Here is a 25405-nt window from a genome sequence, read left to right on the forward strand (position 1 = left end):
GTGAAGCGGGTGATCGTCGTCGGGTCCGGAATCGCCGGCCTCACTGCCGCGCTCACGGCGAGCGCCGAACACTCCGTCACCCTGATCACCAAGGGTGCTCTGGGTATGAGCAATACCCGCTTCGCCCAGGGCGGCATCGCGGGCGTGATGTTCGACGACGACAGCGTAAACGCACACATTGCCGACACCCTGGCTGCGGGAGCGGGACTGTGCGACGCGGAAGCCGTCGCCGTGCTCTGCTCGGAAGGCCCCGCGCGCATTCGTGAACTCGTCGCGCTCGGGGTGGCGTTCGACAGGCACGAGGGCGAGCTCGCGAAGGGCCGGGAGGCCGCCCACTCCTACCCGCGGGTCCTGCACGCCGGCGGTGACGCCACAGGTGCCGTGATTGAAGCGGCTCTCGTCGATCGCCTTAGGGCCAGCTCCGTCACCGTGCTCGAGCGCGCCTTCCTCCGCGACCTCGTGCTGGAGGACGGCCGGGTCAGCGGCGTCGACCTGCAGGATGCCGACGGCGACCGGTTCCGGCTCGACGCCGACGCGGTGCTCCTGGCGACGGGCGGCGCCGGCCAGCTGTACCCATACACGACCAACCCGTCGGGTGCCACGGGTGACGGAGCGGCCGCCGCGCTTCGGGCCGGTGCCGTGCTCGCGGACCTCGAGTTCTACCAGTTCCACCCGACGACCCTCGTCACGGCGGCCAACTTCCTCATCTCAGAGGCGGTGCGAGGTGACGGGGCGGTACTCCGCGATGCGACAGGCACCCGGTTCATGCCGGGCATCCACCCCGCCGCCGAGCTCGCCCCGCGTGATGTCGTCGCGAGGGGCATCGCCGCGACGATGGCACGACAGGAAGGCCGACCGGTCGAGCTGGATGCGACGGCGCTCGGTGCCGACTACCTGGCGGCACGGTTCCCCGGCATCAATGCCGCCGTGCGAGCCGCCGGCATCGACTGGTCTCGCGAGTCCGTTCCCGTAGCGCCCGCCGCCCACTACTGGATGGGCGGCATCGCCACCGACCTCGACGGCCGCACGTCGATCCCCGGCCTGTTCGCCATCGGCGAGGTTGCCCGCACCGGTGTTCACGGCGCGAACCGCCTGGCGTCGAACTCTCTGCTCGAGGGTGCGGTGTTCGGACGTCGGGCGGCGTCAGCGGTAACAGGCGACCTCTCCCTCGCCGCGCACTTCGACGAAGTGCGATCGACGTCCGGGCTGCGCCCACGAGTCGACACGGGCTCGCCGGCCGATGGCGCTCCCGGCGAGGTGCCGCCGTTCTCCCGGAGCGCCATGCAACAGCTGCTGTGGGCGAGCGCCGGGCTGAACCGGTCGACCGCCGGTCTCGAGCTAGCCTCGCAGATCCTCGAGGGCTGGAGCATGCTCGACCTCCCGAATGTCACCGAGCATGACCTCGAAGACCGCAACCTGCTCGCCCTCGGTCGAGCGCTCGTCACCGCTGCGCTGGCTCGCACCGAGTCCCGCGGGGCCCATACCCGCACCGACTGTCCGGCCACCGACCCCGGCCAGGCCGCGCCCATCCTGCTGACGGATGCCGCTACGACCCGTTCTCCAGTTTCCGAACACTCCCGAGAGGCCCTCCCGTGCTGACCCAGCAACACATCGACCGTGTCGTCGCGCTCGCCCTCGACGAGGACGCCCCGTGGGGCGACCTCACGAGCGAGACGCTCATCCCGGCGTCGGCATCGGCGACAGCGCGGCTTGTCGCCCGAGAGCCCGGGGTGTTCAGCGGCGGTGCCGTGTTCGCGGCGGCGTTTCGCCTCACCGAGCCCGCCATCGCCGCCGACCTGCTGCTGGCCGATGGCGAGCCGTTCGAGGCGGGCGACGTCCTGGCATCCGTCACCGGTCCCGCGCGCGGCGTGCTGCAGGCCGAGCGCATCGCCCTCAACTTCGTGCAACGGATGTCAGGAATCGCGACGCAGACGGCACGGTACGTCGAACAGGTTGCCGGCACGAAGGCGCGCATCGTCGACACTCGGAAAACGACGCCCGGCCTCCGCGTGTTCGAGCGCCACGCTGTCCGCTCGGGCGGTGGTTTCAACCATCGCTTCTCACTCTCCGACGCCGTGATGGCGAAGGACAATCACCTCGCGGTTCTCACTGCGGGCGGCATCTCCGTCACCGATGCGCTCCTCGACGTTCGTTCCCGCTTGTCGCACACGACCCACCTCGAGGTGGAGGTGGACCGGATCGACCAGATCGAACCGGTGCTCGCGGCCGGTGTCGACACGATCATGCTCGACAACTTCAGCCTCGACGAGCTGCGGGAGGGTGTCGCACTCGTTGCCGGTCGCGCGATCATCGAGGCGTCGGGCAACGTGACCATCGACACCGTGGGTGAGATCGCCCGCACCGGGGTCGACGTGATCTCGTCGGGGGCGCTGACCCACAGCATCCGTTCGCTCGATCTTGGCCTCGACGTCGCACTCTCGGCGGATCCCGATGCTGTACCTCGATAACGCGGCGACGACACCGGTGCGCCGGGAGGTACTCGAGGCCATGTGGCCGTACCTCACCGCCGAGTTTGGCAACCCATCCAGTGTGCACACCGTCGGCGAGCGCGCGGCAATGGCGCTCGCCGATGCGCGAAGCCGGGTCGCGGCGGTTCTCGGCGTCCGTGCGAGCGAGGTCGTGTTCACCTCCGGCGGGACCGAGGCCGACAACCTCGCGGTCAAGGGCATCGCGCTCGGCAACCCGCGCGGCAGGCATCTCGTCACGACGGCGATCGAACATGACGCCGTACTCGAATCGGCGGATTACCTCCGTCGACTGCACGGCTTCACTGTGTCATTCGCGCCGCTCTCCCCCGACGGCATCGTGACGCCCGAGGCGCTCGATGGCGTGTTGCGCGACGACACGACACTCGTCTCGGTGATGTACGCCAATAACGAGATCGGCACGATCCAGGACATCGCGGCGCTCAGTGCCGTCGCCGCGACCCGAGGCATCCCGTTTCACACGGATGCCGTTCAGGCTGCGGGCTGGCTCGACCTGTCAGTTCCCGCCCTCGGCGTGGATGCGCTGTCGCTCTCCGGTCACAAAATCGGCGCGCCGAAAGGCGTCGGCGTGGTGACCCTGCGAGGTCGGCTGCCCATCGAGCCGCTTGTCCACGGTGGTGGCCAGGAGCGGGCGAGGCGCTCGGGCACCGAGAATGTGGCGGGTGCCGTCGGGCTCGCGACGGCTCTCGAACTGGCCGAGGGTGAGAGAACGGATGCCGCCGCGCGGCTGACAGCGCTGCGCACGGAGTTCACGTCCCGCGTTCGCGCACTCGTCCCTACTGCTGTGCCGACGGGGCACCCCGTGCAACGCCTGCCCGGCCACGCGTCGTTCTGCTTCCCCGGCACCAGCGGAGAGGCGGTGCTTCTCGAACTGGAACGGCACGGGTTCGTGTCATCGAGTGGTTCGGCGTGCGCCGCGGGCAGCGACGAACCGTCGCACGTCCTGACAGCGCTTGGAGTATCGGCAGAGGTCGCGCACACCGCGGTGCGCTTCACGTTTCCGGCATCGATCACGGCCGGGCAGGTCGAGGAGGTGGCGCACGCTGTGGCGGCATCCGTTCGATCGGTCACGCGCATCGGAGCTGGCTCGGTGGCAGCCGTGGAATCGCCGAGGGTCTCTTGACAAGGGTGGGCCGGAGCGTACGGTGAGGCCATGGAGAAGCCACAGGAGCCGGGTCGGAGATTCGGCAAAAAGAAGGCTCGTCCGGTCGACGAGAACTACGACCTCAGCAACGAGGAGATCGTGGCTCCCGAGCTCGCCATCCTCAAGAACTGGCTGCCGGCGGCGAACCCGACCGATGGTCAGCCCTACCGTGAGAGCCGGGCACAGCGCTCGGCACCGCGGAAGCCGCCGGGGCGCATCTACCCGAAGGCCATCGACTCGGATTCCGGCGACTTCTAGTCCCCTCGTGGGACACTGAGCGGGTGCTCGCGAAACTGCCTCTCCCCGCCGCCCTCGATACCGGCCTGCCGGTAACCCTTCGCCGCGCGACGCGGGAAGACCTGGGAGCATTGATGGCTCTCCTCGCTGACGATCCGATCAGCGCGGGACGCGGAGATCGAGCCGACGAAACGGATGCCGCCACGTACGCGGGCGCACTCGGCGAGTTGATCGATGATTCCTCGAACGAGGTCATCGTTGCCGTCGCTTCGGACGACACTGTCATCGCGACCATGCAGCTCACCAGGGTGCCCGGCATGGCCAGGCGCGGTGCAACCCGGTTGCTGGTCGAGGCGGTGCGGGTCGGAAGCGGGTCTCGCTCGAGCGGTGTTGGCGGCGCCATGATGCGATGGGTGACCGGTACCGCGGCTCCCGCACTCGGTGCCGGGCTCGTTCAGCTCACTTCCGACAACGCGAGAACCGACGCCCACCGGTTCTATGAGCGGCTTGGATTTGTCGGGTCTCATCGCGGTTTCAAGTACCAGGTCGACTGAGTCCGGCTGAGGTTGTCGAGCGCCCGAATACGGGTGCTGCCGTCAAATGCAAGCCCTTGAGCGTCATCGATCGCGCCGCATACCGTGAAGGCATGACAACAGACAGCAGCGATACGACAGGCAACCGTGACGACGAGCTGACGGCGAAAAAGAGTTCGGAACCATCGTCGGCGACCAGCAGCCGCGATGAGGAACCAACCACTCTGACCGGCGAACGCTCGGCAAGCGCCGAGACCGGGAGCGACAACATCCTTCCGACGCCGGAGCCCACCGAGGGTGGCGCGCCTGCGCCCTAGCCATCGTCGAGCGCCGGTCGCTGGCCAGCACCGGCGCTCCGATGAGGCTGGAGCAGGTGAACACGCGTACCCTTGGCACCTGGGCGTGTTTCTCACGCCCGACAAGAATTGAGAACATGGATACCATCGCGCTTCGCCGTTTTGTGGCCGCTGCCGAAGAACTTCACTTTGCGCATGCAGCGAAGCACCTCAACATTCCGCGGTCGACGCTCATCGCCTCGGTCCGTGAACTGGAGAACGAACTGGGCACTCCCCTGTTCGACATGAACGCGTCGACCACGACGCTCACCCCCGCTGGGGCCGAGCTCCTCGCCGACCAGCAGACGAAGCTCGCGGCGACAGCGGCATCGGTGCAGAACAAACCACAGCCCGCCGGCGGCAAGGCGAAGGCGTCGAAGGGCAAGGGCCGGACGCCCGCCGTGAAGGGCCAGCCCCGTCCGGGCAAGCGACGCCAGTCCCGCTGAGCCACGCTAAGTTCCGCTGGGTTACGCCCGGCTGCCGCTGAGGGACGCCGGTACCCCGCGAAAATGTAGCGGATTCCAAATTCATGCAGTGTCTGCACGTATCCGGGGTTAGGCTGAAGAGATGACTCACGCGGAAACACCCACGCCCTTCCGACGCACGTCGCTCGCAGCGACGGTCGCGCAGGTCATCCTGGGCCTGTTCCTGCTGACCGCCGGCGTCGGCCACCTCACCGTCGCGAGGGATGCGTTCCAGGCGCAGGTTCCCACCTGGCTGCCCATCGATGTCGACTTCGTGGTCGTGGCATCCGGCATCGTCGAGATCGTGCTCGGGCTGTCTCTTCTCCTGCTCTGGCGCTGGCGGGTGCCCGTTGGCTGGATCGTGGCGGCGTTCTTTGTGGCGATCTTCCCTGGCAACATCTCGCAGTTCACCACGGGCACCGACTCGTTCGGCCTCAACGACGATCTCAGCCGCGGCATCCGTCTACTGTTCCAGCCGCTGCTCGTGATCTGGGCGCTGTGGTCCACCGGCGCCTGGCGCGCGTGGCGGAACCGCCGCGCTGCCGCGAAGCACGATCCTCTTTCGGCATAGAGCGGGCGGAGTCCTCCATGATCATCGACGTCCCCACCTCGCTCGGCCTTGGCAGATTGACGGTCAGCGAGGCAGCGCAGCCTCGAGCCGTTGCCTGGCTGGGTCACGGTGCCGGCGGCGGGATCGGCGCCCTCGATCTCACCGCGCTGGCCGACCATTTGCCCGATCATGGCTTCACCGTGGTGCGCTACGAGCAACCATGGCGTGTTGCCGGGAAGAAGCTCGCCCCGCGCCCGGCGACGCTCGATATCGCGTGGCGGGAGACAGCGCCCGCCGTTGCCGAGCTGGCCGCCGGACTTCCGCTGGTGGTTGGTGGGCGAAGCGCCGGAGCACGTGTGGCCTGCCGGACCGCCGACGATCTGGGCGCTGCCGCCGTTGTGTGCCTGGCCTTCCCGCTGCACCCGCCGGGAAAGCCGGAGAAGACGCGACTTGACGAACTTCTGCTGCCGTCAGTCCCGACCCTGGTGCTGCAGGGTGACCGCGACACCTTCGGTACGGCGAGCGACGTTGAACGCGAGGTCGGTAGCAGCGGCTCGATTCGGGTCGTGCCGATTCCCGGTGCAGACCACAGCATGAAAGTACTCGCCTCGTCGCCGCTGAAGGCGCGGGATGTTGCCGCGCTGGTGACGGCATCCGTCGCTGACTTTCTCGAGGGAGTACTGGCATGATTCGGTCACGCGCGCTTGCCAGGGCGGATGTGGCCGACGCGCCGGTCGCTGTGTTGCTGCCGGGGGTGGGCTACACGATCCAGGGGCCGCTGCTGTACTGGTGTGCGCAGATGCTCGCCGAGCGTGGCTGGCATGTGCAGGGCGTCGAGTGGAACGTCGATGCGGCGGCGGACCCGGTGTCCTTCGTGGAGGAAGCGGTCACCACCGCGTTCAACTCAGCACCGCCCGCCTCTCGGCGGCTCATCGTCGCGAAGTCGTTCGGCAGCTTCGCGCTGCCGTGGGCTCTGCGGGAGGGAGTTCCCGGGGTCTGGCTGACGCCGGTGCTCACCAGCGACGTGGTGCGGGATGCGCTTGCCGGGGCGCCGAGTTCTCACCTCGCGATCGGTGGCGACGCGGATGAGATGTGGGTGCCGGATGCTGTTCCCGCCGGTCAAGCGGTTCTTGTCACGATTCCGGGAGCAAACCACTCCCTCACCGTGAAGGCCGGCTGGCGGGCATCACGTGACGCCCAGTCCCGGGTCTTTGAGACGATCTCGGCCCACGTGGAGTCTCTCGGGCGGTAATCCCGAAACCGCTCGCGCTGGGCAGCGATCGCGAAACCGCTCGCGCTATTTCCGCTTCGCAGCGGCCTTCGCCAGGCGTTTCGTTTCGCGCACCTTCGTGAGGGAGTCGGCATCCACGATGTCTGCCACCGAGCGGGTGCTGCCATCCTCACCGTAGGCACCGGCGGCCTCGCGCCACCCCTCGCCGTCGAATCCATACTGCTTGCCGAGGAGGGCGACGAAGATCCGGGCCTTCTGGTCGCCGAAGCCGGGTAGTGCCTTGAGCCGGCGGTAGACCTCAGCGCCGGCCGGTGCGTCTTTGGTCCAGATGGAAGAGGCGTCGCCATCCCAGTCGTCGATGATGGCCTGGCACAGCGCCAAACCCGGGTAGCCATGCTGGCGGGATAGCGGTGAACGGCGGGAGGTGTCCTGAACAGCTCGCTGAAGGCATCCGGGTCCGCACCGGCAATGGATGCTGCGTCGAAGGAGCCGAGCCTCTCGCTGATCTTGAGAGGTCCGGCGAATGCGCTCTCCATGGGGACCTGCTGGTCGAGGAGCATCCCGATCAGGAGCGCGAGCGGGTCGTTCGAGAGGAGGGCGTCGGCGTTGGCGTCGCCGGTGATGTTGAGGGTGCCGGTCATGTGTCCATTCTCGCAGCGACGCGGTAGGGGTGCCACCGCGGGCGGCGGAGCTGCACCCGAGGCAGCGTCAGCGGAGCTCCGGGAGGAAAAACCGGGCGCCCAGCCCCCTATTGCGCTTCGCCCCCACGATTCTCCTCCCGAAACACCGCCACTGCGGCAGCTGCAGCCGAGCAGAGGCGCAGCCGAGCAGAGACGGCAGCCGAGCGGAGGCACAGCCGAGCGGAGGCGGCAGCCGAGCGGAGGCGCAACCGAGCAGAGACGGCAGCCGAGCGGAGGCACTAACCGGGTCCCGGGGCGTCAGTGAAGCTCCGGGAGGAATAACCGGGCACCGAGCCCCCTATTACGCCCCGCCCCCACGATCCTCCTCCCGAAACACGGCGGACGAGACTCGGACCCCGCACGTCCCGCAGAGATTGCCCAACGGGACTCTCCAGCGCAGTTGGGCGTCGGTTGCGGTGCAGCCGAAGCAGCGGCAGCTGCCAGCCCAGCGCAGGCACCAGCCGAGCGCAGGCGTCAGCGGAGCTCCGGGAGGAATAACCGGGCACCCAACCACCTGCTGTGCTCCACCACGACGATTCTCCTCCCCAAAACCCCCACAGCCCCTGATCCCAGACGCCAAAGAAGGTGCCGGCGGGGCGGCCATCGCTCTGGGCTGGGTCAACGTCAATGTCAGTGGTTGGGTGTGTACTGAAGTCATGAACTTCCCGGTCAGCAGTCCGATCCGACCCCGTTCTGGTGCGGCGTTCGGACCCTCGGAACGTCGGGGGCGGGGTGGCATTGATGCTCGGGTTCAATGTCAGTGGTTGGGTGTGTACTGAAGTCATGAACATCCCGGTCAGCAGTCCGATTCGCACCCTCACAGGGTCGCGTTCGAACGCCCGGGCTGGTGCCGGTGTGAGACCCCAGTGTGGCAGTTTCAATGTCAGTGGTTGGGTGTGTACTGAGGTTATGAATATCCCGGTCAGCAGCCCGATCCGCACCCGTTCCAGTGCGGCGAACTCCGCTGTGGCCATGCATTATGTCCTCGCCTTGACTGGTGGGGGTGAGCGGGTGTCATGAGCCTCGCGGTGAGCGACTTTCCGCCGGCATCGGTGCCGGAGGGGGAGAGTGCGCTCACCGGACTGCTCACCCATTTAGGGCAGGTCGTCGGCGTTCTCGACCTGGATCATCTCGACCGGTTGACCGGGGAACAACTGCTGACGCAGCTGGGTCAGGTCGCCGGGGTTGTGCGGGCTGGTGAGGCGGTCCTTGCCGCGTTGAGTGCTGAGGTCGCTGACCGGTCCGACCCCACCCGCGGCAACGACGGGTTGGCGGTGAAACACAACTATCAGCGTCCCTCGCATCTGATCGAGGTAATCACCGGAGTGTCGTCTGCGGCAGCGTCACGGTTGATTCGGGTGGGTCAGCGGACCTGCCGGCGTCTCACCGACGCCGGGTTCCCGTTGCCACCGTTGTTCCCGGTGGTCGGCGAGGCGTTCCGTCAGGGTTTGATCGGGGTGGAAACTGCCGAAACGATCACCCGGGAACTCTCACTCGCCGCACCACGTGCCGAGGTGGAACACCTCGCTATTGCCGAGCGCACACTCGTCAGTGAGGCCGTCGGTGCGGGCTGGCGCGACGGGTTACCTATGTCGGCCGACCTTGTGGGTATTCAGGCTCGGCAGTGGCGGGACCGATTGGACGAAGACGGGATCGAACCCCTGACCGACAAAGCGTTCCAGAAACGTGACTTCTGGATCGCCCGCACCGCGAAGGACGGGTTGGTGAAGTTCGGAGGGCAGGTCACCGTCGACGTCGGCGCGAAACTCCACGCGTTACTCGATGCGGTGTTGAGTCCAAAGACCGCGGACCGATACGACCCAACCGCCACTGACGCCGCCGCGGGCTCTGGTGAGGGAACCGGCGGCGGAGCTGGTGGAACCGGACCCGGAACGGGCGACACAGGCGTTTTCGCCTCCGGCGACACGGGCGCTTTCGGATCCGGCGCGTCGCCAACCGTGACCGGCCCCGACCCAGACACCGGTGACGCGACGCAAGGTACCGACGGGAACCCCGCTGCGGAGTTCAGCGAACCCATCCGGGCCCGGCGGACCGCGGGGCAGCAACGCGCGGACGTGTTCGCCGCGATGATCGACGCCCTCGCCCGCTCCACCGACGCACCCAGTGTTACCGGTGCTGCACCGACCGTCGTCGTCACGGTCAATGCGGACGTCATCGACTCCAAGACCGGCACCGGACAGATCGTGGGAGTGAACGCCCCGGTGGCGGCGTCAACAATCAGCCAGATTCTCTGTGACGCGAGCATCATCCCGGTATTCATCGACCCCGACGGCACCGTCGTCGCCCTCGGAAACGACCAACGCGGGTTCAACCGGACCCAACGAATGGGAATGATCGCCCGCGACGGTCCCACCTGCGCGATGCCGGACTGTCAGATCCCTGCCACCGGCTGCGAAGCGCACCACATCATCCCGCACTCCGAAGGCGGGCCCACCCATCTCGATAACGGAGTCTTGTTCTGCTGGTTCCACCATCGGATGGTCGACACCGGAGTCTTCACGGTCACGATGGTGAACGGCAAACCGAAAGTCACCATCGCCGAATGGATCCGCCGCAAACCATACTTCCAATAAGCGGATTGCATGCGGAGATGGCGAAACCGCCCGACCAAACCCACCACACACGTCGCGGCAGGTCAAGCGAGACCCACACCGACCACCCGCACCCACGCCCGAAGGAGCAGCGCCCACATCAGGCAAGCCCAACCGACACCTGCATACGCAGCCTCCCGCACGGGTACCTTCAGCGGCCCGCCCGAGTCCCCCGACTCGAACTCACGCAACCACTTGGACAACACACCCCGCAACAGGTCCCGTTCCCGCTCGGTCAGCGCCTCAAGCAGTCGATGCTCATTCGCCACGTGATCGGTGAGCGCCTCATCGATGAGCCGACGACCCTTATCGGTGAGCGCCACAACTCGACCTCGCCCGTCGACGTCACTCCTGCGCTTGGTCACCAGCCCGGCCTCCGCCGGCCGATCAACTCGCTTGGTCATCGCCCCGGTCGTAACCATCGTTGACGCAGACAACTCCCCCGGCGTCCGCTCGAATGGCTCGCCCGCTCGCCCGCTCGCCCGCTCGCCCGCAGCGTAGCCAGCACATCCAAATCGCCTTCACCCGGCCAGCCCGCTGCAGCGCGGCTGATCGCGACCAGCCGCAGCCGCCACCCTGACCTCGATGACGGATGCCGTCAACAGTGAACACACCACCAGACCGACCCGGTCGCCCAGCGCAGTAGCCGCTACCCGTGCAGCGCGACCTGCTCGCTCACCCAGCGCTTGTAGGTCTGCCAGGGATCGTCGACCCCGGTATTCACGACGCGGATGTGGCGCAGCAACGCCTCGTGCACACTGAACCACTCACTGCGGTGCAGCCGGTGGCTCGCGAACTGCGCGTGCCTCGCCTGCTCAAGCAGACGTCCACCCGGTTCGAAGGCGAGGAGCTCGTCGTGAACGATGTTCGCCAGCCGGCTCCGAGGGTTCGACGAGGTTCCGATCTTGATGCGGTCTCCGAAACGCAGGTAGTAGACAACGTCCACCCGAGCCCGCACGGCATCCGAATCAGGGATCTCGCCGACCTTCCACTCACAAACAGCGCAAAGCCAGCCGGAGGGATAACGGACGCCCAGCCGCGAGCCGCACGCGAGGCACGGCGACTCGAGAGTGTCGGTCACGCCCACATCACGAGCGACCCACTCGTACGCCACGAGAAGGTGGTGCGCGCAGAGGTTCACCGGAGCATCCGCGTCAACGGGACGGTCGCACACCTCTCCGTCTGAAACCGCGACCGCGCAATGCGAGTCCAACGGGTTCATCTTGCTCAACACCCCACCTCGACGCCTGTCACCATGAAGAAACGGTATCTCCGACCGCAGACGCCGTCACCCCGAACTCCCCAGAGGGCCGACCTACCCGACCTACGCCGCGCGGACCTCAAGCTCGCCCGCCTCGGCACCCTCACTGCCGAACACGATCTTGCGGTTGGCGACCTTGTCGCTGAAGAAACGATCGTGGCTGACGACGATGACAGCACCGGGAAAGTGCACCAGGGCCCGCTCCATAACCTGGGTGCTTGCCATGTCGAGGTGGTTTGTCGGCTCATCGAGGATGAGCACCGACGCACCGGACAACAGGCACTGCGCCATCGCCACGCGGGCCCGCTGACCGCCGGAGAGGTTTCCGATCCGCTGCTTGAGGTCGGCCTCGGAGAACTGGAACATCGCGAGGAAACGACCGACCGACTTCCGGGTCGCGGCAAACGCGAGGCTCCCCGGTGCGGCATTGACCGCGTGGGTGATCGTGTCGTCATCGTCGAGGTCGGCAAGCATCTGGTTGTACGAGACAACCCCGGCACCCTTCGCCCACACAGCCTCGCCCGAATCAGCTTTTTCCTCGCCGGTGAGCACACGGAGAAGCGTCGACTTGCCGCTTCCGTTCGAGCCGTGCACCACGACCCGGTTGCCGCGCCTCAACTCGAACGTCAGATCGTTGAACAGCACTTTGTCGCCGTACGACTTCGAGAGCCCCGTCACGCGGCACAGCACATCCTTGACGTGCAGCCCACCGTAGATCTCCGTGATGATCTGGTCGACCGGCCGCGGCGCACGGGATTTCTTGATCCCTGAGAGCTTCTTGTCGAGTCCCCTGCTCGCTGCTTTCGCGGCCTCACGTCGATCGGCGATGCCCTCAGCTTCGAACGCGAGCAGCTCGGATTCATGCACGAACTGCGCCTCGAGGGTCTTCAACCGGAACTGCTTCTGCACCACGTACTCAGCGAAGTTGCCCGGGTACTCGTGCAGGTGGAAGTTTTCGAGCTCAACGATCCGGGTGACAACCGAGTCGAGGAATTTGCGATCGTGGGAGACGATGATCGCCGCGCCCTTGAAATCACGGAACCAGGCCTCGAGCCACTCAACACCGGCAACGTCGAGGAAGTTGGTGGGCTCGTCGAGAAGCAGCACGTCGGGTCGCTCGAGAATGAGCTTGGCGAGCGCCGCGCGGTTGCGCCATCCACCGGAGAGGCTGTCGATCGGGCATATGCGGTGGGCGTCCTCGAAACCGAGCCTGGTGAGCGCCTCGTCGATTCGCCGCGTGTAGTCCCACCCGTCGAGGCGGTCCATCTCCTCGAAAAGCACACCCTGGCGTGAGATCAGCGGATCCAGGTCAGCGGTGGGATCGGCAGCGATTGCCGCATCGATCGACGCAAGCTCGGCTTCCACCGCGCGAATATCGACGAAGACATCGTTGAGCACCTCGGTGATCGTCGCGCTTCCATCGAGTTCCGAGAACTGCGAGAAATATCCAAAACGGATGCCGTCTTCGACAGCGACCGTTCCGGCATCCGCTGACACCTGACCCAGCACCAGCTTGATCAGGGTCGATTTTCCCGAACCGTTACGGCCGATCAGGCCGACCCGATCACCGGCTTCAAGACGGAAGAACGCCTCGCGCAGCACCTGCATCTGGTCGAAGCGGACGGTGACGTCGTTCAGTCGAATGAGGCTCATGCCTGCGTTCCTTCCGGGTGAAATATCGCACAAGGCCCACCCGGCATTGAACGCATGTGTTCTCCTACCGTAGCCGAGGAGAACCGGCGGCTAATGTGTGTCGTCCACCAGCTTGAGTCCGACGACACAGCCGATGAGACCGACCAGCAGGGCGATCTTGATCCACGAGATGCTCGTGTCGCCGGTGATCATCGACCAGGCCACGGTGAGCGCTGCACCGATGCCCACCCAGACCGCATACGCGGTACCGATGGGGATGCCGCGCATCGACCAGGCGAGTCCCGCCATGCTGAGCGCGAGAGCCGCACCGAAGATGACGGTCGGCCAGAGCTTCGTGAAGCCCTCCGACTTGCCCAGGGCGGTTGCCCAGACGGCCTCGAGGACACCGGACAGGATGAGTACTACCCACAACATGACTGTTCGTTTCTGGCCAGTCTTGTCGCGTTCCGGGTACTGATCCCTCGTCCGGGGCCGTGTTGGCGGCCTTCGTCGAGGGTACCAAAGCAGGGTGATCAACGGCTGTGCATCCATCCTGACACCGGTCCCGTTGCCCCTTCCGGCGGTACCGGCCCGATGTCACGATGGGACCCACGGGGCAACTCACGCGGAGGTGATGGTCGTGGAGGACAAGGTAGCGAACGCCGCCCACACGGACGGCATCACCGTGAAGCCGGCGCACTCGTTTGACGACATGGCGACGATGCTCGGTCCGAAGAATCCCTCGTCGTCGGTGTGCTGGTGCCTGTCCTGGCGATTGTCATCCGCCGAGAACCGGACGCTGGTCGGCACCGACCGAGCCGACAAAGTCCGCGAACTGTGCGCCCGCGATCTCGCACCCGGTGTGCTCGCGTACCTCGGCGATGACGTCGTTGCCTGGGCAGGCATTGCTCCACGGAGGGAGCTGCACCCGATCGAACACTCCCGCAGGATTCCCCACGTCGACGAGTTGCCGGTGTGGTCGCTCTGGTGCATGCGGGTTCGTCCCGGCTACCGCAAGAGAGGCATCACCGCCGCCCTCATCGAGGGGGCCGTGGACTACGCCCGTGGCCAGGGTGCGCCGGCTGTCGAAGGGTATCCGGTCGACAACCACGGCGAGCGAGTAGACCAGACCATGGCGTTCGTGGGCACCAGGGCCATGTTCGAACAGGCGGGGTTCTCCTGGGTCGCTGACACCCGGTCCGTGTCGGGTGGAATCCCCCGAATCGTCATGCGACGGATGCTCCGCTGACGTCGCCAGGACATCTGCCGCACCCCCGCTCGGCCCGCTCACTCAGGTAGATGTCGGCCCTCTGTGAGATAATTGACTCAGCCAAGCTCGCGGTGCCAGGCAGATCCGCCCCTGTGGAATTGCCTGCCCGCGCGCCCATGGAATCCGGCGAACGACTGCATCGCCCGCCGGGAATTGGGTCGACTGTCGGGTGTCGTACGAACTTCGGTTCCTGCTTCGCGCGAGGTTGAGTAAGGCGCTCATGCGCACCCGGAGGTACATCCCATGCAGTTTTCCGAAGGCCAGATCGTTGTCTACCCGCACCATGGTCCCGCCACAATCACCTCGATATTCTCCAGGACCGTCAAGGGCAACGAGGTTCAATACCTCAAGCTCGAGGTCCACGATTCCAAGCTGTCCGTGAGCGTTCCCGTTGCGAGCGCCGAACAGGTCGGTATTCGCGCCGTTCTGAGTCCCGATGAGACGAAGGCCCTGTTCGACGTCCTCCGGGCACCGACGATCGACGAGGAAGACAAGTGGTCGCGCCGGATGAAAGACAACCAGGAAAAGCTCAAGGCCGGTGACATCCTGACCATTGCCGGGGTCGTCCGTGACCTGACCAGGCGCAGCGACGACCGTGGCCTCTCCCTCGCTGAGCGCGAGCTCCTGCGTCACGCGCAGGGCCCGCTCGTCACCGAGATCGCTCTCTCGCTCGAGATCGGTGTAGAAGAGGCAGAGGCAGCGCTGCACAAGGCCCTCGCGCCGGATTCCGCGGCGGAGCCGACCACCCCGGGTGCAACCGATGAGGCTACCGCGGTCGCCTAGATGCGTGACGGCGCTGGCCGCTGCGGCCAGCGCCGCGTCAGGCCCGCGTTAAGCAGGCCAGCGTTAGGCCAGGCCGGCACAGCGTCAGGCCAGCCGTGCCACTGCCTCGTCGACGCCTGAAGCGAGCGAGACAGTCGCGGTTTTCCCCTTCGCCTGCACCGTGTATTCACCGAAGAACCCCGACAGCGGCACGGTTCCGTGATTGTCCGTCCGGACCTCGGTTCTCGACAGCCACCACTCCCCTTTGATGAGCGATTTGAGCGCATCGTAGGAGGGCTTCGGTGTGCCGTCCGATCGCACGAGCCCAGCGGGGGCACCGAGCCAGGCACCGTCATCGGTGATCCCCCAGTAGGTGATTGCCTGCACCGCCGGGTGCCCGACGAGGGAGCGGTAGTGCCGCTCGATCTCATCGGCCTGACGGGCCTCTCCCTCCGGCGTCGATGGCCACGACGCGATCTGGTAATCGTTGAGGTCGACAATCTCCGGCGGCATGGTGTGGCCCGAGACGAGGGTGGTTTCGGTCAGATGGAGCGGCAGCCCGAAGCGGGCAAACCGATCGACCATCCTGAGCATGGTTTCCTCTCCCCAATAGCCCTGGTGCATGTGCGTCTGGAGGCCGATCGCGTCGACGCGGATGCCGGCATCCAGGACAACTTCAATGAGGCGCTCATAGGCGGGCGACAGATCGAAGTCGTTGAGAATCAGCGTCGCCGATGGGTTGGTCTGTCGCGCCTCCTCGAAAGCGAGCCGGACGATCGGCACCCTCCCGATCTTCTTCGCGAGTCGAGAAATACCGTTCTCCTCCGCGGTGAACTCGGGCATGATCACCACCTCGTTGATGGCATCCCACGTATCGATGAGTCCTGCGAAGTCGGCGACGTCCCGTTGGATCCGGCCTCGCTGGAGCGCCTCGATCTCGTTCTCCGTCCTGCCTCCCAGCCACTCCGGCGCGAGCGTGTGCCAGGTGAGCGGATGCCCCTTCACGGTGACCCCGCGTTCGGCGAACCAGGCAGCAGCGGCGCGGAGTCGCTGGGTGTCCGGTTCCCCCTCGACCGGCTCGAAGATTCGCCAGTAGAACGGAAGCGTCGCCGTGTTGAAGACGTCAAGCCAGAGATCGGCTAATCCGGCGAGGCCTTCGGTCGACGCGCTCGCGAACCCATCGCGGCGGGAGGGAGTTTCGCTCTCCTCGTTGGCCAGCGGGATGAAATCAAACCCGATGTTGCCGAACGCGAACTCGTGACTGCGTTGCTCCAGCACGATATCCGCGTCCCTGAGCGGCGAGCCATCGACGTCGATGACCATGAGTCTGGCGGTCGCCCGCCTGTGGTCGAAGCTCACTTGTCGCCCCTCACAGGCGAGGTCGCAGGCGCAGAGAGACGCTCTTCAGTATTCAGGAGGGATGCCACGTGGTCACGTTCGTACATTTGCATGACACTAGCGCCACTCAGCGCCTGCGCGCATCACGCGGGGTTCAGTTCACTCCGTCTGGCTCACGGCGGCGCTCGGTCTCGGCCTTCAGCTGTTGAAGGCGCGCCTGCTTCTCGTAAAACTCGATCTCGCGCTCGAGGTCCGCGAGCTGCTCCTCCGTCGTCCGCGAGCGTGCACTGTACCCGGGCCCTTGGACATCAGTCGGTGCCTGTGACGCTCGCTGCGGTCGCGCGCGCCGCACCGGCCGGTCGATGATGTTCTGGCTCCCGTCGTATTCACGGCCGATGAGAAACCACAGGACGCTGCCGATCAGGGGAAGGAAGATGACGAGCAGCACCCAGACCATCTTGGGCATGTGCTTCACCTGCCAGTCCTGCCGCGTGATGACGTCGACAAGGGCTGCAATCACGAGCAGGAACGTGAGGGCCGAGAGCACGATGTACATGCGGGAGATCCTATTGATCAGCAACGGTTGTGCGCCACACTTTTTCGTGTCAGTGAGCAGACTGAGCACGGGGGCTGACGCGCACCGGCCCTCGGGTTTATGGTGAGCCGGTGACGCCGCCGCACCGCCAATCATCCGAAAGGCTCGGGACCGAATCGGCCCCACGCAACGAACAGGGCCAGCGCGAGGTAGATCAAATCCAACGCAGCGTGCAGCATCTCGCCGCGGCGGAAGCTCACGACCGTTGCACCGGCCATGATGACCGCCAGACCGGCGGCCGCCATCGGCACCAGGACCGGTGCGATTCCGACTAACGCGGGCAGAATGAGACCGATGGCACCCAGTATCTCGAGGGTTCCCAGTCCCTTGACGAACCGGGCACTGAAGTCATTGGCCCATCCGGCACCGGGAAACCTGACCAGTTTCTCGTAAGGGATGAACACCTTGTTGGCGCCTGCGAGGAGAAATACAGCGGCTAGCAACCCGGCGGTGATCCACAGAGCGAGGTTCATGATTATTCTCCCTGTCGTTACCTCGACCCGTCGCGGGCCGTCATTACCTATGACGGCACTCGAGGGAGGAAGGTAACACCATGGCGGCATCCGATTCCGACGAGGTCATTGCGCGGGCATTCGACGAACAGCGCGGCCGCCTGATTGCTGTCGCCTCTCGGATGCTCGGTTCGCGGGCGGATGCCGAGGACGCGGTCCAGGAGGCGTGGCTGAAGCTGTCCCGCCAGGACGCGACAACGATCGACAACCTCGCCGGTTGGCTCACCACGGTCGTCGGCCGGGTCTGTATCGACATACTTCGCTCACGCAAGGCCAGGCGCGAGGTGGCATATGACGATCAGGTGCCGGAGTTGCTCGTCACAGACGACAGCCACGGCGCACCCGAGGACGAAGCGGCGATCGCGGAATCGGTGGGTCTGGCACTGCTCGTTGTGCTCGATACTCTCAGCCCTGCCGAGCGACTGGCGTTTGTGCTGCACGACATGTTCGCTGTGACCTTCGAGGAGATCGGCCCGATCATTGGGAAGTCCGCGAACGCGAGCAAGATGCTCGCCAGCCGGGCTCGCCAGAAAGTACAGGGCTCCTCGCGTCCAGCCGAGCAGAGACGGCGCGAGCGGTCGGTGGTCGACGCATTCCTCGCGGCGGCCAGGGACGGGGACTTCGAGCGGCTGCTGCGCGTGCTCGATCCGGATGTGACCTGGCGCACGCACACGGCGCATGGTGTGGAGGTGCTGGTGGGAGCGACTGCTGTGGCAGCCATTGCACAGCGCAGAGCGCGCGCGAGAGGACGGGGACATCGTGTGCTCGTCAATGGCGATCCGGGCATGGTCGCGTGGAGCACAACCGGCATGCCGATCGGCGTCATGGGATGCACCGTTGTCGGGGATCGCATCGTCGATATCATCTCGCTGCGTGACCCCGAGCGTCTCGCGGCGATGCACCTTCCGGGTCATCCCGGCTAGACGGACCGTTGCCGCGTCACGTCCGCTGCCCCTACAACTCGGGGCAGTAGTGCGAAGATAAACCGGCCGTGAACACCCTGTCCGCGGCGACTGCTCTGCCAGACTCCCCCTATGACTCCGGTGACCACCTCCTCCCACAACGGCGTGGCCACCTACTCGCTCTGTCGCGAGGGCGTCGCGACAGGAACGCTGACTTTCGGAGTCGGAATGAGAGATGAACCTCCGACCATGGCCGGGGTCACCCATCTTGTGGAACACGTCGTTCTTCGCCTGACCCAGCCGGTGCCCGATGCCCACGGAGGCACCGTGAAAGAGGACTCGGTCGAGTTCTTCGCGACGGGCACAGCGGATGCCGTCGCGCACTTCCTCAATACGGTGGCATCCGCGATCGCGAACGTGCAGCGCGTCACAGCCGAGGACCTCGAGCTCGAGAAGGACATCATTGAGGCGGAGAGGCCGTACGCATTTCGTTTCATCTCGCCGGGCCTGCTGGCCAACCGGTTCGGAGTCCGGGGCCTCGGAGCCGCCGCTCTCGGTGCACCAACAACCGGGGCGCTGTCGAGAACCGAGGTGATCGAGTGGGCACAACACTGGCTCACACGGGAAAACGCTGCACTGTCGTTCACCGGTGAAGTGCCTGCCGCCCTTGACGTCCGACTTCCGTCGGGGCCAGCGGTAATCCACGCACCGGTGCCGTCGGCACGTGAGACACCGCGACTGGTGACCTCGGGCAAAGCAGGCGTGGCGTTCTCGCTCGTCGTGCCGATCGAGCTACAAGCGTTTCTCAGCGCTGCGTTGAGTGATGAATTATTTATCCGGCTCCGTCAGGCCAAGGGCCTGATCTACTCCGTGGACCATTTCACGACACGAATCGACGACGATTCCTCGCAGTTGGACCTCGTTTTGGACCCTCTCGACCGGAACCTCGTTGCCGCGCTTCGCGCCGGCGTGCGCGCAATAAAGGACGTGGCCGAGAGCGGCTTCAGCGCTCAGGCAACGGACTCAGCCCGCTCCATCATTAGTTCCTACGTCCACTCGGACACAGAGGCTGGGCCCGCCTATCTGGACGATCTGGCGATCGACGGTCTCTTGCTCCGCCGCACTGTCACTCCCGCGGAGACGCTCACAATCGGTGAAACGTTGACCTCAGGGATGCTGACCCATACTCTGAAAAAGAGCATCCCGACCCTTCTTGTTGCGGTCCATGAAGATGCCCACCTTCCCGCGAAGCTGCGTAGAGAACTGAAGCTGCCGCTTGACCGCCAGAGGATCTGGACCAGGCACAAGGACCGCGAGAGCGTGCAACGCCACCGGGCGTTGCGGGCGGGGCATGAACCCTGGCGCGCGAAGGCGTCGAAGGACGAAGTGTGGGTCACCGACACCCATATCCTCCGGCGAGAAGGAAACCGACTGACGTCGATCGAACATGGCGACATCGTTCTGGTGGGGCATCGAGAGTGTGGCTGTGTGGTGCTCCTTGACCGTTGGGGACGAAGTACCGAGTGTGACCCAACCGAGTGGAAGAGGGGCAAGAAGCTGAGCCGGCAGCTCGTCGCGGCGTTCTCGCCGGACATTGTGCGCGGGTTTCCGTCCCATGAGTGAGCCGGTATCTGACACGAGCGCGCACTCGTGATGCCACTTTTCCCATCGTTCCGGGTGCCGAAGCTCGTACACGCCTGGCTGGAGCAAAGGCGGGCGATCGAACGCGACAGGGTCAGCTTCTACGGAACCTGCCCGGTGTGCCACCACGACTGGCGCGAGCATTGGGGAGGAGCATTCGGCGCGACCCCGACTGATGGTTGCGGCGAATGCCAATACGAGGTGGAGCATGACCAGCGATTCGACGAGCCGCCAATTTGTTATATGGCGGCAGAGCCTCCCCCAGCTCTCTGACGGGTCGGTTGGGGCATCTCGCGGCGCGGGTTTAGAGCCTCGCGTCGATGCCTCGGGGGGGGCAGACGCGCACCGACCCGCAGGTTTATGGTGAGTGCGTGAGCGCACAGGCGAGCCAGGCAGAGGTGCTGGAGATCGACGGACGCGAGGTGCATGTTTCGCATCCCGACAAGATGGTTTTTCCCGAGCCCGGCATCACCAAACTCGAGCTGGTGAAGTACTACCTGGCGGTCGCCGATGGTGCGCTTCGCGGTGTCGCCGGGCGGCCCATGGTTCTCAAACGATTCGTGAAGGGCATCGACCAGGAGGCGTTCTTCCAGAAGCGCGCACCGGAGAAACGCCCCGAGTGGATCGAAACCGCTACCCTGCAGTACGCATCGGGCAATTCGGCCGAAGAAGTTGTCGTTCGGGATGCCGCTGCACTCGCCTGGGTGGTGAACCTCGGCTGCATCGACCTCAATCCGCACCCGGTTCGCGCCGAGGACCTCGATCATCCCGATGAACTGCGGGTCGATCTTGACCCCATGCCCGGAGTCGACTGGCGACAGATCGTCGACGTTGCGATGATCGCGAGGGAGGTGCTCAGCGACTACGGCCTCGTTGGCTGGGCGAAGACATCCGGTTCCCGCGGCATCCATATCTACGCCCGCATCGAACCGCGGTGGGACCACCGCCAGGTACGGCTCGCGGCTGAAACCCTGGCGCGCGAAATCGAGCGACGGGCGCCGGGACTCGCAACCGCGAAGTGGTGGAAGGAAGAGCGTGGCGAGAGCGTCTTCGTCGATTTCAACCAGAACGCGAAGGACCGCACGGTCGCATCGGCGTACTCGGTCCGGGCTCTGCCGGACGCCCGCGTATCGACACCGCTGGACTGGGACGAAGTGCCCGGATGCCGCCCGGAGGATTTCACGGTGCGCTCGGTACTGAAGCGGTTCGGAGACCGTGGCGACGCGGCATCCGGAATCGATGACGCCGCAGGCAGTCTCGACGGCCTGCTCGCCCTGGCAAAAGAACTGGGCCCGGCCGAGAAACCACCGAGAGCGTCGGACGGATCGGGCCGGCGCACCTCAACGATGCCCCTCGTGGAGGTAGCCCGTGCCAAGACGAAGCCGGAGGCCCTGGAGGGACTCGAGCGGTGGAAGTCAAAGCATCCCGACGTCGTCAAGCTCCTCGAACCGGCCGATGTTCTCGTCGACGGGATGCGGGGCTCGAGTTCGCTCTGGTATCGGATCCGCGTGAACCTGCAGCATGTGCCTGAGGGCGCACGCCCGGAACAGGCAGAACTCGAGGTCGATTACGACCCGTGGGCGGGAAAGAGCGCGGCTCTCTGAGGGCCAGCGCCTGATCTTGCATGTGCAGCCTCGCCCAGGGCGACCGGCCCCGAAGTGGGTGGAGTGCGCACGCCTACCGGTCAATACTCTGTGGCTATGCCCCAGTTGCACCCTCCAGTCGGACGACTGCCGCGCGCGCAGAGCGTTCAGTGAACACCGAGCACTCCGCCGACGACGGGCACGATACGCGGCCCGTTCCCGTCCAGCATCCGTTCTCCCCGCATCCGTTCGCAGTAGACCCCGCCGTTCCGGCATACCCGACCGGACCGACCAATCCGGGTGGACCGTGGTATCCCGGTTACCCGGCACCGCTCACGGCGCCGACCACACAACGGCTAGCGGCAATGAAGCCACCCCGCTGGCTCGTCGCTGGCGAGTGGACAGCGACGGTAATACTGCTCATCCTGATGATGGTCCAGGGCATTATTTTCGCCGTCCCCCTGGTCGTGGACGCGGTCGCGCAATCCGGCGTTCTGGGCGACCGACCCGCCACCGTGCTCTCCGAGGTGTGGACCGTCGACGGTGTGGACGTGGTCTACGTCGAGGAGGGCGGAGCGGAATGCGGCAACGAGTACTGCTGGGAATGGCTGTTGGTCACGCAACCGGATTGCACGACGGCGACGGTCACCGTCGGAATCTGGGACGACCTGTACGCCGAACCGCAGCGCGAAATCACACAAACCGCCACGATCGAACGGGTGACCTCCATTCTTGTGGATGCCACGCCAACGGACGGGGACTACGCCGAGCTCACCTCCGTCAGCTGCGACTAGCGCGCCCACATCTGGGCGCGCTGAAGGCACTTGGCGGCGTGTTTCGCGTATCGCGGTAGCGCCGAGCCGTTGACCCACAGCGCGGCAAGCGGGGTCCGCCGCCGCCGTCCGGCTGCAGTCGTCCACGCCAGCCAGGCGAAGTCTGATACCTCCGTCACCTGGTCACGCCTCACGGTCCGACTCCACAGATACCCCCGCACCACGGCACGATCCGGGTAGAGGGTGACCGAGAGACGCCAGAATCGAATCGACAAGACCGCCGCGAGAACCAGAAGGGGAGAGAACAGAAGTGCCCGCTGCGTAATCGGCAACTCAGACAAAACAGCGAATGGGATCACCACAATGAGAGGGACGGCGGCGTTCAGCACACGCGTGACGCCAAGCGGACGGAGGATAAGGACTTTTTCCGGCGCTGGACCCTTCCTGCTCACTGGGTCAGTTCCGCTGTTGCCGAACCGTCGAGGTCGTCCCAAAATTCCACTCGCGTCCACTTCACTGGTGCGGTGGCCAGAATCGGTTCGAGAACAGCCCACATCTCATCGTGGTCGTACCCGATGAAATAGAGGTCATAAGATCCCTGCCCGAATTCATTGCCGTCTATCCAGCCCAGGCCATCTGCAACGAGCGCCTCGTCGGCCGCCAACTCCGTGTCCAAAAGAGCATCCATGGCAGCCAGCGCCTCGTCGTCGGAGCCAGATTCGTAGAATACGATCACCCAGTCTTCCGGTTCGCCGGCGGGGGTTTGGGGTTCCCGAAGCTCAGGCGCAGATTCCGATTCGCTGGGCAGGAACAGCGTGACACACCCGGTCAGCGCGGCAGCCACCGCGGCGGCGATGGCAACGAGCAGGAGCCGCTTCACAACATCCCTCCGGCAGACAGCCGCAGGCGGACTCGACCGGCGCTCGTTCCTTCGAGCAAAACAAGAAATCGGGGCATAGGGTGATCGTATTGGCGCCCAAGCCGCGTCCGGTGGAACTGCCCCGAACTGGGTGCGGCCTTCACCTCACCCTGTTGGCCGATGAGTGGCGTGGATATGCTGGCGGCGTGACTGCTCCTCTTCTCAAACCTTCCTTCACCACCCAAAAGCAGTGAGCGACGCACAGCTGATCGCTCAGCTCGAGGGTGAGCGGGACCACGTTCTCCGGGCCGTCAGCGGCCTGACCGAGGACGAGATGCATCGCTCGGTTGTTCCCTCAGGCTGGACGATCACCCGACTTCTCAATCACCTCACTTTCGACGATGAGATGTTCTGGATATCGGCGGTACTGGGTGGCGACCGGCGAGCCATTGAGGATTTGCACGACGGCTGGGCGTCCGACCCGATGACCGGCGCAGAGGCGATCGACATCTATAAACGGCAGATCGCTCGAAGCGACGAGGTCCTCGCACGCGTCGACCTGGATGCCCCTCCGGCGTGGACGCCGCCCACCAGCATCTTCGATGCTCCTGAATTGGCGGACGGGCGCGCGGTGGTCTTCCGAGTTCTCAACGAGACGTCCGTGCACGCCGGTCACCTCGACATTGTGCGTGAGCTCATCGACGGGCACCAGAACCTCGTATTTCCGTAGTTCGTCTCACACGGGTTAGCCAGTTCGCATCTCGTCATATTCGTCGTAAGCGCGCGCGAGCCCCGCAAAGGCCTTGCTGCGGGAGGCGAACTCGAAGACCTGCTTCTTGTAGGCCCGCCTCAGTGGAAGGTTGAGTTGTGACAGCTTGGGCAGTGTCAACAGGTCCGACAGGTCCGTCCCGGAGAGCCTCGATCCCGGCATCTGCAGCGTTCTCAGATTTGTCATTGGCCGAATCCAGACAAAGTCCCGCACCTCCACGGTCTTATCGGAACCGAGAGAGCAGTTCCCGTAGACGAGTTCCCGGAGGGTTCCGAGCGAACTCAGCGGGGTCAGGTCCGTTACGAGGAAAGCGCCGTCGACCACGAGCGTCCGGAGTTTCGAAAGCGGTGCGAGCGGCGTCAGGTCGGTGACCGATCGGGCGCCCCCGAGCGTCAGCCGCCTCAAGTTCGGCAGACCGGCCACCGCCGAAAGATCCGAATAGCTGCCCCACTTGATGTCCAGCGCTTCCAGTTGTGGCTGGCCGGCCAGAGAGTCCAAAAGGGGCTGCGGCACTCGCGAACTCAGGCTGAGTCGTCGTGTCCGCGTTCGTTCGTTCGCGAAGAAATCAATCCAGTCCTGCAAGACGCGACGTTGCGCCGACGGAGTTAGCCCTCGATCCGCGAGCTGGGTTGCAACAACGTCCAACGACCTCTGGCCGCGGTACTGGTCGGGCTGCCACAGCGAGGCGGGTGATCTGTCGGCGAACCTCGTCATGTGCAACGTGTCTCGGGGGTGTTGAACCGGAACCCACCACGCTTACTCCCCAGCGATCCATCCCCTAGGAATGCCATCGCGGAGGCCATCAGTCGCTCTCGCGCGGCGGGTTGTGCATGAACTCGATCCGGATGCCGTTGTCGTCCTCGAGAAAAGAGGCGTAGTAGCGGTCGGTGAAGCGAGGGTATTCCTTCGGGTCCCGCACGACCGTCCATCCGGCATCCGTCGCGATCCGATGCATGCGGTCAACGTCCCCGCGTGAGTCGACGGCGAATGCCAGGTGCTGCCAGCCGACCCGCCCGTGGCGGTGCGGCCCCGTGCCGGGATCCCGAGCCGGCATCACAATGAACTCTGTCTCGCCGTCGGCGTACCACGACACAGATTCGTCAGCGTCGGTCCGGGTAAAACCGAGCGCCGACAGGATGGGATCGAACTGTGTCACCGCACGAGGCACGTCGTTCACGGTGACGCCGAGATGATCGAAAATGGGCATCTCGCTGC

General features: G+C 65.4%; 29 protein-coding genes, 1 pseudogene and 1 riboswitch. Of the genes and pseudogenes, 18 read left to right on the forward strand and 12 right to left on the reverse strand.

From position 1 onward, the window contains the following. The 10 genes from nadB to AC1X6S_RS04605 all read left to right on the forward strand — a co-directional run bounded on the left by nadB (position 1) and on the right by AC1X6S_RS04605 (position 7022). Positions 1-1599, forward strand: a complete 1599-nt coding sequence (gene nadB / locus AC1X6S_RS04560; protein ID WP_483404593.1) for an L-aspartate oxidase — start codon at positions 1-3, stop codon at positions 1597-1599. Continuing rightward, the gene (gene nadC, locus AC1X6S_RS04565; protein WP_483404594.1) at positions 1593-2468 is read left to right on the forward strand and encodes a carboxylating nicotinate-nucleotide diphosphorylase; all 876 of its coding nucleotides are present in this window, start codon (positions 1593-1595) and stop codon (positions 2466-2468) included. The genes nadB and nadC overlap by 7 nt, the downstream gene beginning before the upstream one ends. Then, a complete protein-coding gene (locus AC1X6S_RS04570) occupies positions 2452-3630 on the forward strand; it encodes a cysteine desulfurase family protein (protein ID WP_483404595.1) in 1179 nt (392 codons plus the stop codon). The genes nadC and AC1X6S_RS04570 overlap by 17 nt, the downstream gene beginning before the upstream one ends. Before the next feature lie 30 nt (positions 3631-3660). Then, positions 3661-3909: a hypothetical protein gene (locus tag AC1X6S_RS04575; protein WP_483404596.1), complete on the forward strand. Its 249-nt coding sequence runs from the start codon at positions 3661-3663 to the stop codon at positions 3907-3909. 23 nt (positions 3910-3932) lie between these two features. Beyond that, the gene (locus tag AC1X6S_RS04580) at positions 3933-4442 is read left to right on the forward strand and encodes a GNAT family N-acetyltransferase (RefSeq protein WP_483404597.1); all 510 of its coding nucleotides are present in this window, start codon (positions 3933-3935) and stop codon (positions 4440-4442) included. Between the two features lie 92 nt (positions 4443-4534). Then, positions 4535-4738: a hypothetical protein gene (locus AC1X6S_RS04585; protein WP_483404598.1), complete on the forward strand. Its 204-nt coding sequence runs from the start codon at positions 4535-4537 to the stop codon at positions 4736-4738. A 116-nt stretch (positions 4739-4854) separates the two neighbouring features. After that, entirely contained in the window at positions 4855-5202 is a 348-nt protein-coding gene (locus AC1X6S_RS04590) for a LysR family transcriptional regulator (RefSeq protein WP_483404599.1), read from the forward strand. Positions 5203-5323: 121 nt separating this feature from the next. After that, positions 5324-5791: a DoxX family protein gene (locus AC1X6S_RS04595; protein WP_483404600.1), complete on the forward strand. Its 468-nt coding sequence runs from the start codon at positions 5324-5326 to the stop codon at positions 5789-5791. A gap of 17 nt (positions 5792-5808) precedes the next feature. After that, on the forward strand, positions 5809-6459 hold the full coding sequence (locus tag AC1X6S_RS04600) for an alpha/beta hydrolase family protein (protein ID WP_483404601.1): 651 nt from the start codon (positions 5809-5811) through the stop codon (positions 6457-6459). Next, positions 6456-7022, forward strand: a complete 567-nt coding sequence (locus AC1X6S_RS04605; RefSeq protein WP_483404602.1) for an alpha/beta hydrolase — start codon at positions 6456-6458, stop codon at positions 7020-7022. The genes AC1X6S_RS04600 and AC1X6S_RS04605 overlap by 4 nt, the downstream gene beginning before the upstream one ends. Before the next feature lie 45 nt (positions 7023-7067). Here AC1X6S_RS04605 and AC1X6S_RS04610 read toward each other — a convergent pair. After that, a pseudogene (locus tag AC1X6S_RS04610) lies at positions 7068-7642 on the reverse strand (HhH-GPD-type base excision DNA repair protein). 1055 nt (positions 7643-8697) lie between these two features. Here AC1X6S_RS04610 and AC1X6S_RS04615 point away from each other — a divergent pair. Beyond that, on the forward strand, positions 8698-10275 hold the full coding sequence (locus AC1X6S_RS04615; RefSeq protein ID WP_483404603.1) for an HNH endonuclease signature motif containing protein: 1578 nt from the start codon (positions 8698-8700) through the stop codon (positions 10273-10275). A 62-nt stretch (positions 10276-10337) separates the two neighbouring features. Here AC1X6S_RS04615 and AC1X6S_RS04620 read toward each other — a convergent pair whose 3' ends face one another. The 4 genes from AC1X6S_RS04620 to AC1X6S_RS04635 all read right to left on the reverse strand — a co-directional run bounded on the left by AC1X6S_RS04620 (position 10338) and on the right by AC1X6S_RS04635 (position 13621). Then, complete coding sequence (locus AC1X6S_RS04620) at positions 10338-10715, reverse strand: MarR family winged helix-turn-helix transcriptional regulator (RefSeq protein WP_483404604.1); 378 nt, start codon at positions 10713-10715, stop codon at positions 10338-10340. Positions 10716-10942: 227 nt separating this feature from the next. Further along, on the reverse strand, positions 10943-11467 hold the full coding sequence (locus AC1X6S_RS04625) for a GIY-YIG nuclease family protein (protein ID WP_483404605.1): 525 nt from the start codon (positions 11465-11467) through the stop codon (positions 10943-10945). A gap of 150 nt (positions 11468-11617) precedes the next feature. Next, positions 11618-13207, reverse strand: coding sequence for an ABC-F family ATP-binding cassette domain-containing protein (locus tag AC1X6S_RS04630; protein ID WP_483404606.1), 1590 nt, complete (start codon positions 13205-13207; stop codon positions 11618-11620). 90 nt (positions 13208-13297) lie between these two features. Then, the gene (locus tag AC1X6S_RS04635) at positions 13298-13621 is read right to left on the reverse strand and encodes a DMT family transporter (RefSeq protein WP_108391497.1); all 324 of its coding nucleotides are present in this window, start codon (positions 13619-13621) and stop codon (positions 13298-13300) included. An 11-nt stretch (positions 13622-13632) separates the two neighbouring features. Next, positions 13633-13697: riboswitch (guanidine-III (ykkC-III) riboswitch) on the reverse strand. Positions 13698-13898: 201 nt separating this feature from the next. Here AC1X6S_RS04635 and AC1X6S_RS04640 point away from each other — a divergent pair. Together AC1X6S_RS04640 and AC1X6S_RS04645 are read left to right on the forward strand one after the other, a co-directional pair. Further along, positions 13899-14435 carry a GNAT family N-acetyltransferase gene (locus tag AC1X6S_RS04640; protein ID WP_483404976.1) on the forward strand — a complete coding sequence of 179 codons (537 nt, stop codon included), beginning with the start codon at positions 13899-13901 and terminating at the stop codon, positions 14433-14435. A 264-nt stretch (positions 14436-14699) separates the two neighbouring features. Then, a complete protein-coding gene (locus tag AC1X6S_RS04645) occupies positions 14700-15239 on the forward strand; it encodes a CarD family transcriptional regulator (RefSeq protein ID WP_483404607.1) in 540 nt (179 codons plus the stop codon). An 84-nt stretch (positions 15240-15323) separates the two neighbouring features. On the opposite strand, the gene AC1X6S_RS04650 is transcribed toward AC1X6S_RS04645, so the two are convergent. From AC1X6S_RS04650 to AC1X6S_RS04660, 3 genes are all read right to left on the reverse strand, one after another. Then, positions 15324-16577, reverse strand: a complete 1254-nt coding sequence (locus AC1X6S_RS04650; RefSeq protein ID WP_483404608.1) for an endo-1,4-beta-xylanase — start codon at positions 16575-16577, stop codon at positions 15324-15326. 133 nt (positions 16578-16710) lie between these two features. Further along, positions 16711-17112 (reverse strand): PLD nuclease N-terminal domain-containing protein, encoded by a 402-nt coding sequence (locus AC1X6S_RS04655; protein ID WP_483404609.1) that lies wholly within the window; start codon positions 17110-17112, stop codon positions 16711-16713. A 131-nt stretch (positions 17113-17243) separates the two neighbouring features. Next, complete coding sequence (locus AC1X6S_RS04660) at positions 17244-17624, reverse strand: DoxX family protein (protein WP_483404610.1); 381 nt, start codon at positions 17622-17624, stop codon at positions 17244-17246. Positions 17625-17704: 80 nt separating this feature from the next. Between AC1X6S_RS04660 and AC1X6S_RS04665 the strand changes: the two genes are divergently transcribed. From AC1X6S_RS04665 to AC1X6S_RS04680, 4 genes are all read left to right on the forward strand, one after another. Continuing rightward, a complete protein-coding gene (locus tag AC1X6S_RS04665; RefSeq protein ID WP_483404611.1) occupies positions 17705-18586 on the forward strand; it encodes a sigma-70 family RNA polymerase sigma factor in 882 nt (293 codons plus the stop codon). A 111-nt stretch (positions 18587-18697) separates the two neighbouring features. Further along, positions 18698-20188 carry a peptidase M16 family protein gene (locus AC1X6S_RS04670; RefSeq protein WP_483404612.1) on the forward strand — a complete coding sequence of 497 codons (1491 nt, stop codon included), beginning with the start codon at positions 18698-18700 and terminating at the stop codon, positions 20186-20188. A gap of 389 nt (positions 20189-20577) precedes the next feature. Further along, positions 20578-21810: a non-homologous end-joining DNA ligase gene (gene ligD, locus AC1X6S_RS04675; protein ID WP_483404613.1), complete on the forward strand. Its 1233-nt coding sequence runs from the start codon at positions 20578-20580 to the stop codon at positions 21808-21810. A 149-nt stretch (positions 21811-21959) separates the two neighbouring features. Next, a complete protein-coding gene (locus AC1X6S_RS04680) occupies positions 21960-22583 on the forward strand; it encodes a hypothetical protein (RefSeq protein ID WP_483404614.1) in 624 nt (207 codons plus the stop codon). Here AC1X6S_RS04680 and AC1X6S_RS04685 read toward each other — a convergent pair. Further along, positions 22580-23014 (reverse strand): hypothetical protein, encoded by a 435-nt coding sequence (locus AC1X6S_RS04685; RefSeq protein ID WP_483404615.1) that lies wholly within the window; start codon positions 23012-23014, stop codon positions 22580-22582. The two genes, AC1X6S_RS04680 and AC1X6S_RS04685, sit on opposite strands and share 4 nt — an antisense overlap. Then, complete coding sequence (locus AC1X6S_RS04690) at positions 23011-23442, reverse strand: hypothetical protein (protein ID WP_483404616.1); 432 nt, start codon at positions 23440-23442, stop codon at positions 23011-23013. Before AC1X6S_RS04690 ends, AC1X6S_RS04685 begins: the two co-directional genes overlap by 4 nt. A 229-nt stretch (positions 23443-23671) precedes the next feature. On the opposite strand from AC1X6S_RS04690, the gene AC1X6S_RS04695 reads away from it, so the two are divergent. Further along, on the forward strand, positions 23672-24151 hold the full coding sequence (locus AC1X6S_RS04695; RefSeq protein WP_483404617.1) for a mycothiol transferase: 480 nt from the start codon (positions 23672-23674) through the stop codon (positions 24149-24151). Between the two features lie 15 nt (positions 24152-24166). Here AC1X6S_RS04695 and AC1X6S_RS04700 read toward each other — a convergent pair whose 3' ends face one another. Both AC1X6S_RS04700 and AC1X6S_RS04705 read right to left on the reverse strand, forming a co-directional pair. Next, positions 24167-24688 (reverse strand): hypothetical protein, encoded by a 522-nt coding sequence (locus AC1X6S_RS04700; RefSeq protein WP_483404618.1) that lies wholly within the window; start codon positions 24686-24688, stop codon positions 24167-24169. Positions 24689-24992: 304 nt separating this feature from the next. Continuing rightward, positions 24993-25397: a VOC family protein gene (locus tag AC1X6S_RS04705; RefSeq protein WP_483404619.1), complete on the reverse strand. Its 405-nt coding sequence runs from the start codon at positions 25395-25397 to the stop codon at positions 24993-24995. Positions 25398-25405 lie beyond the last annotated feature (8 nt).

This window comes from Mycetocola sp. Y442, from assembly GCF_056898615.1.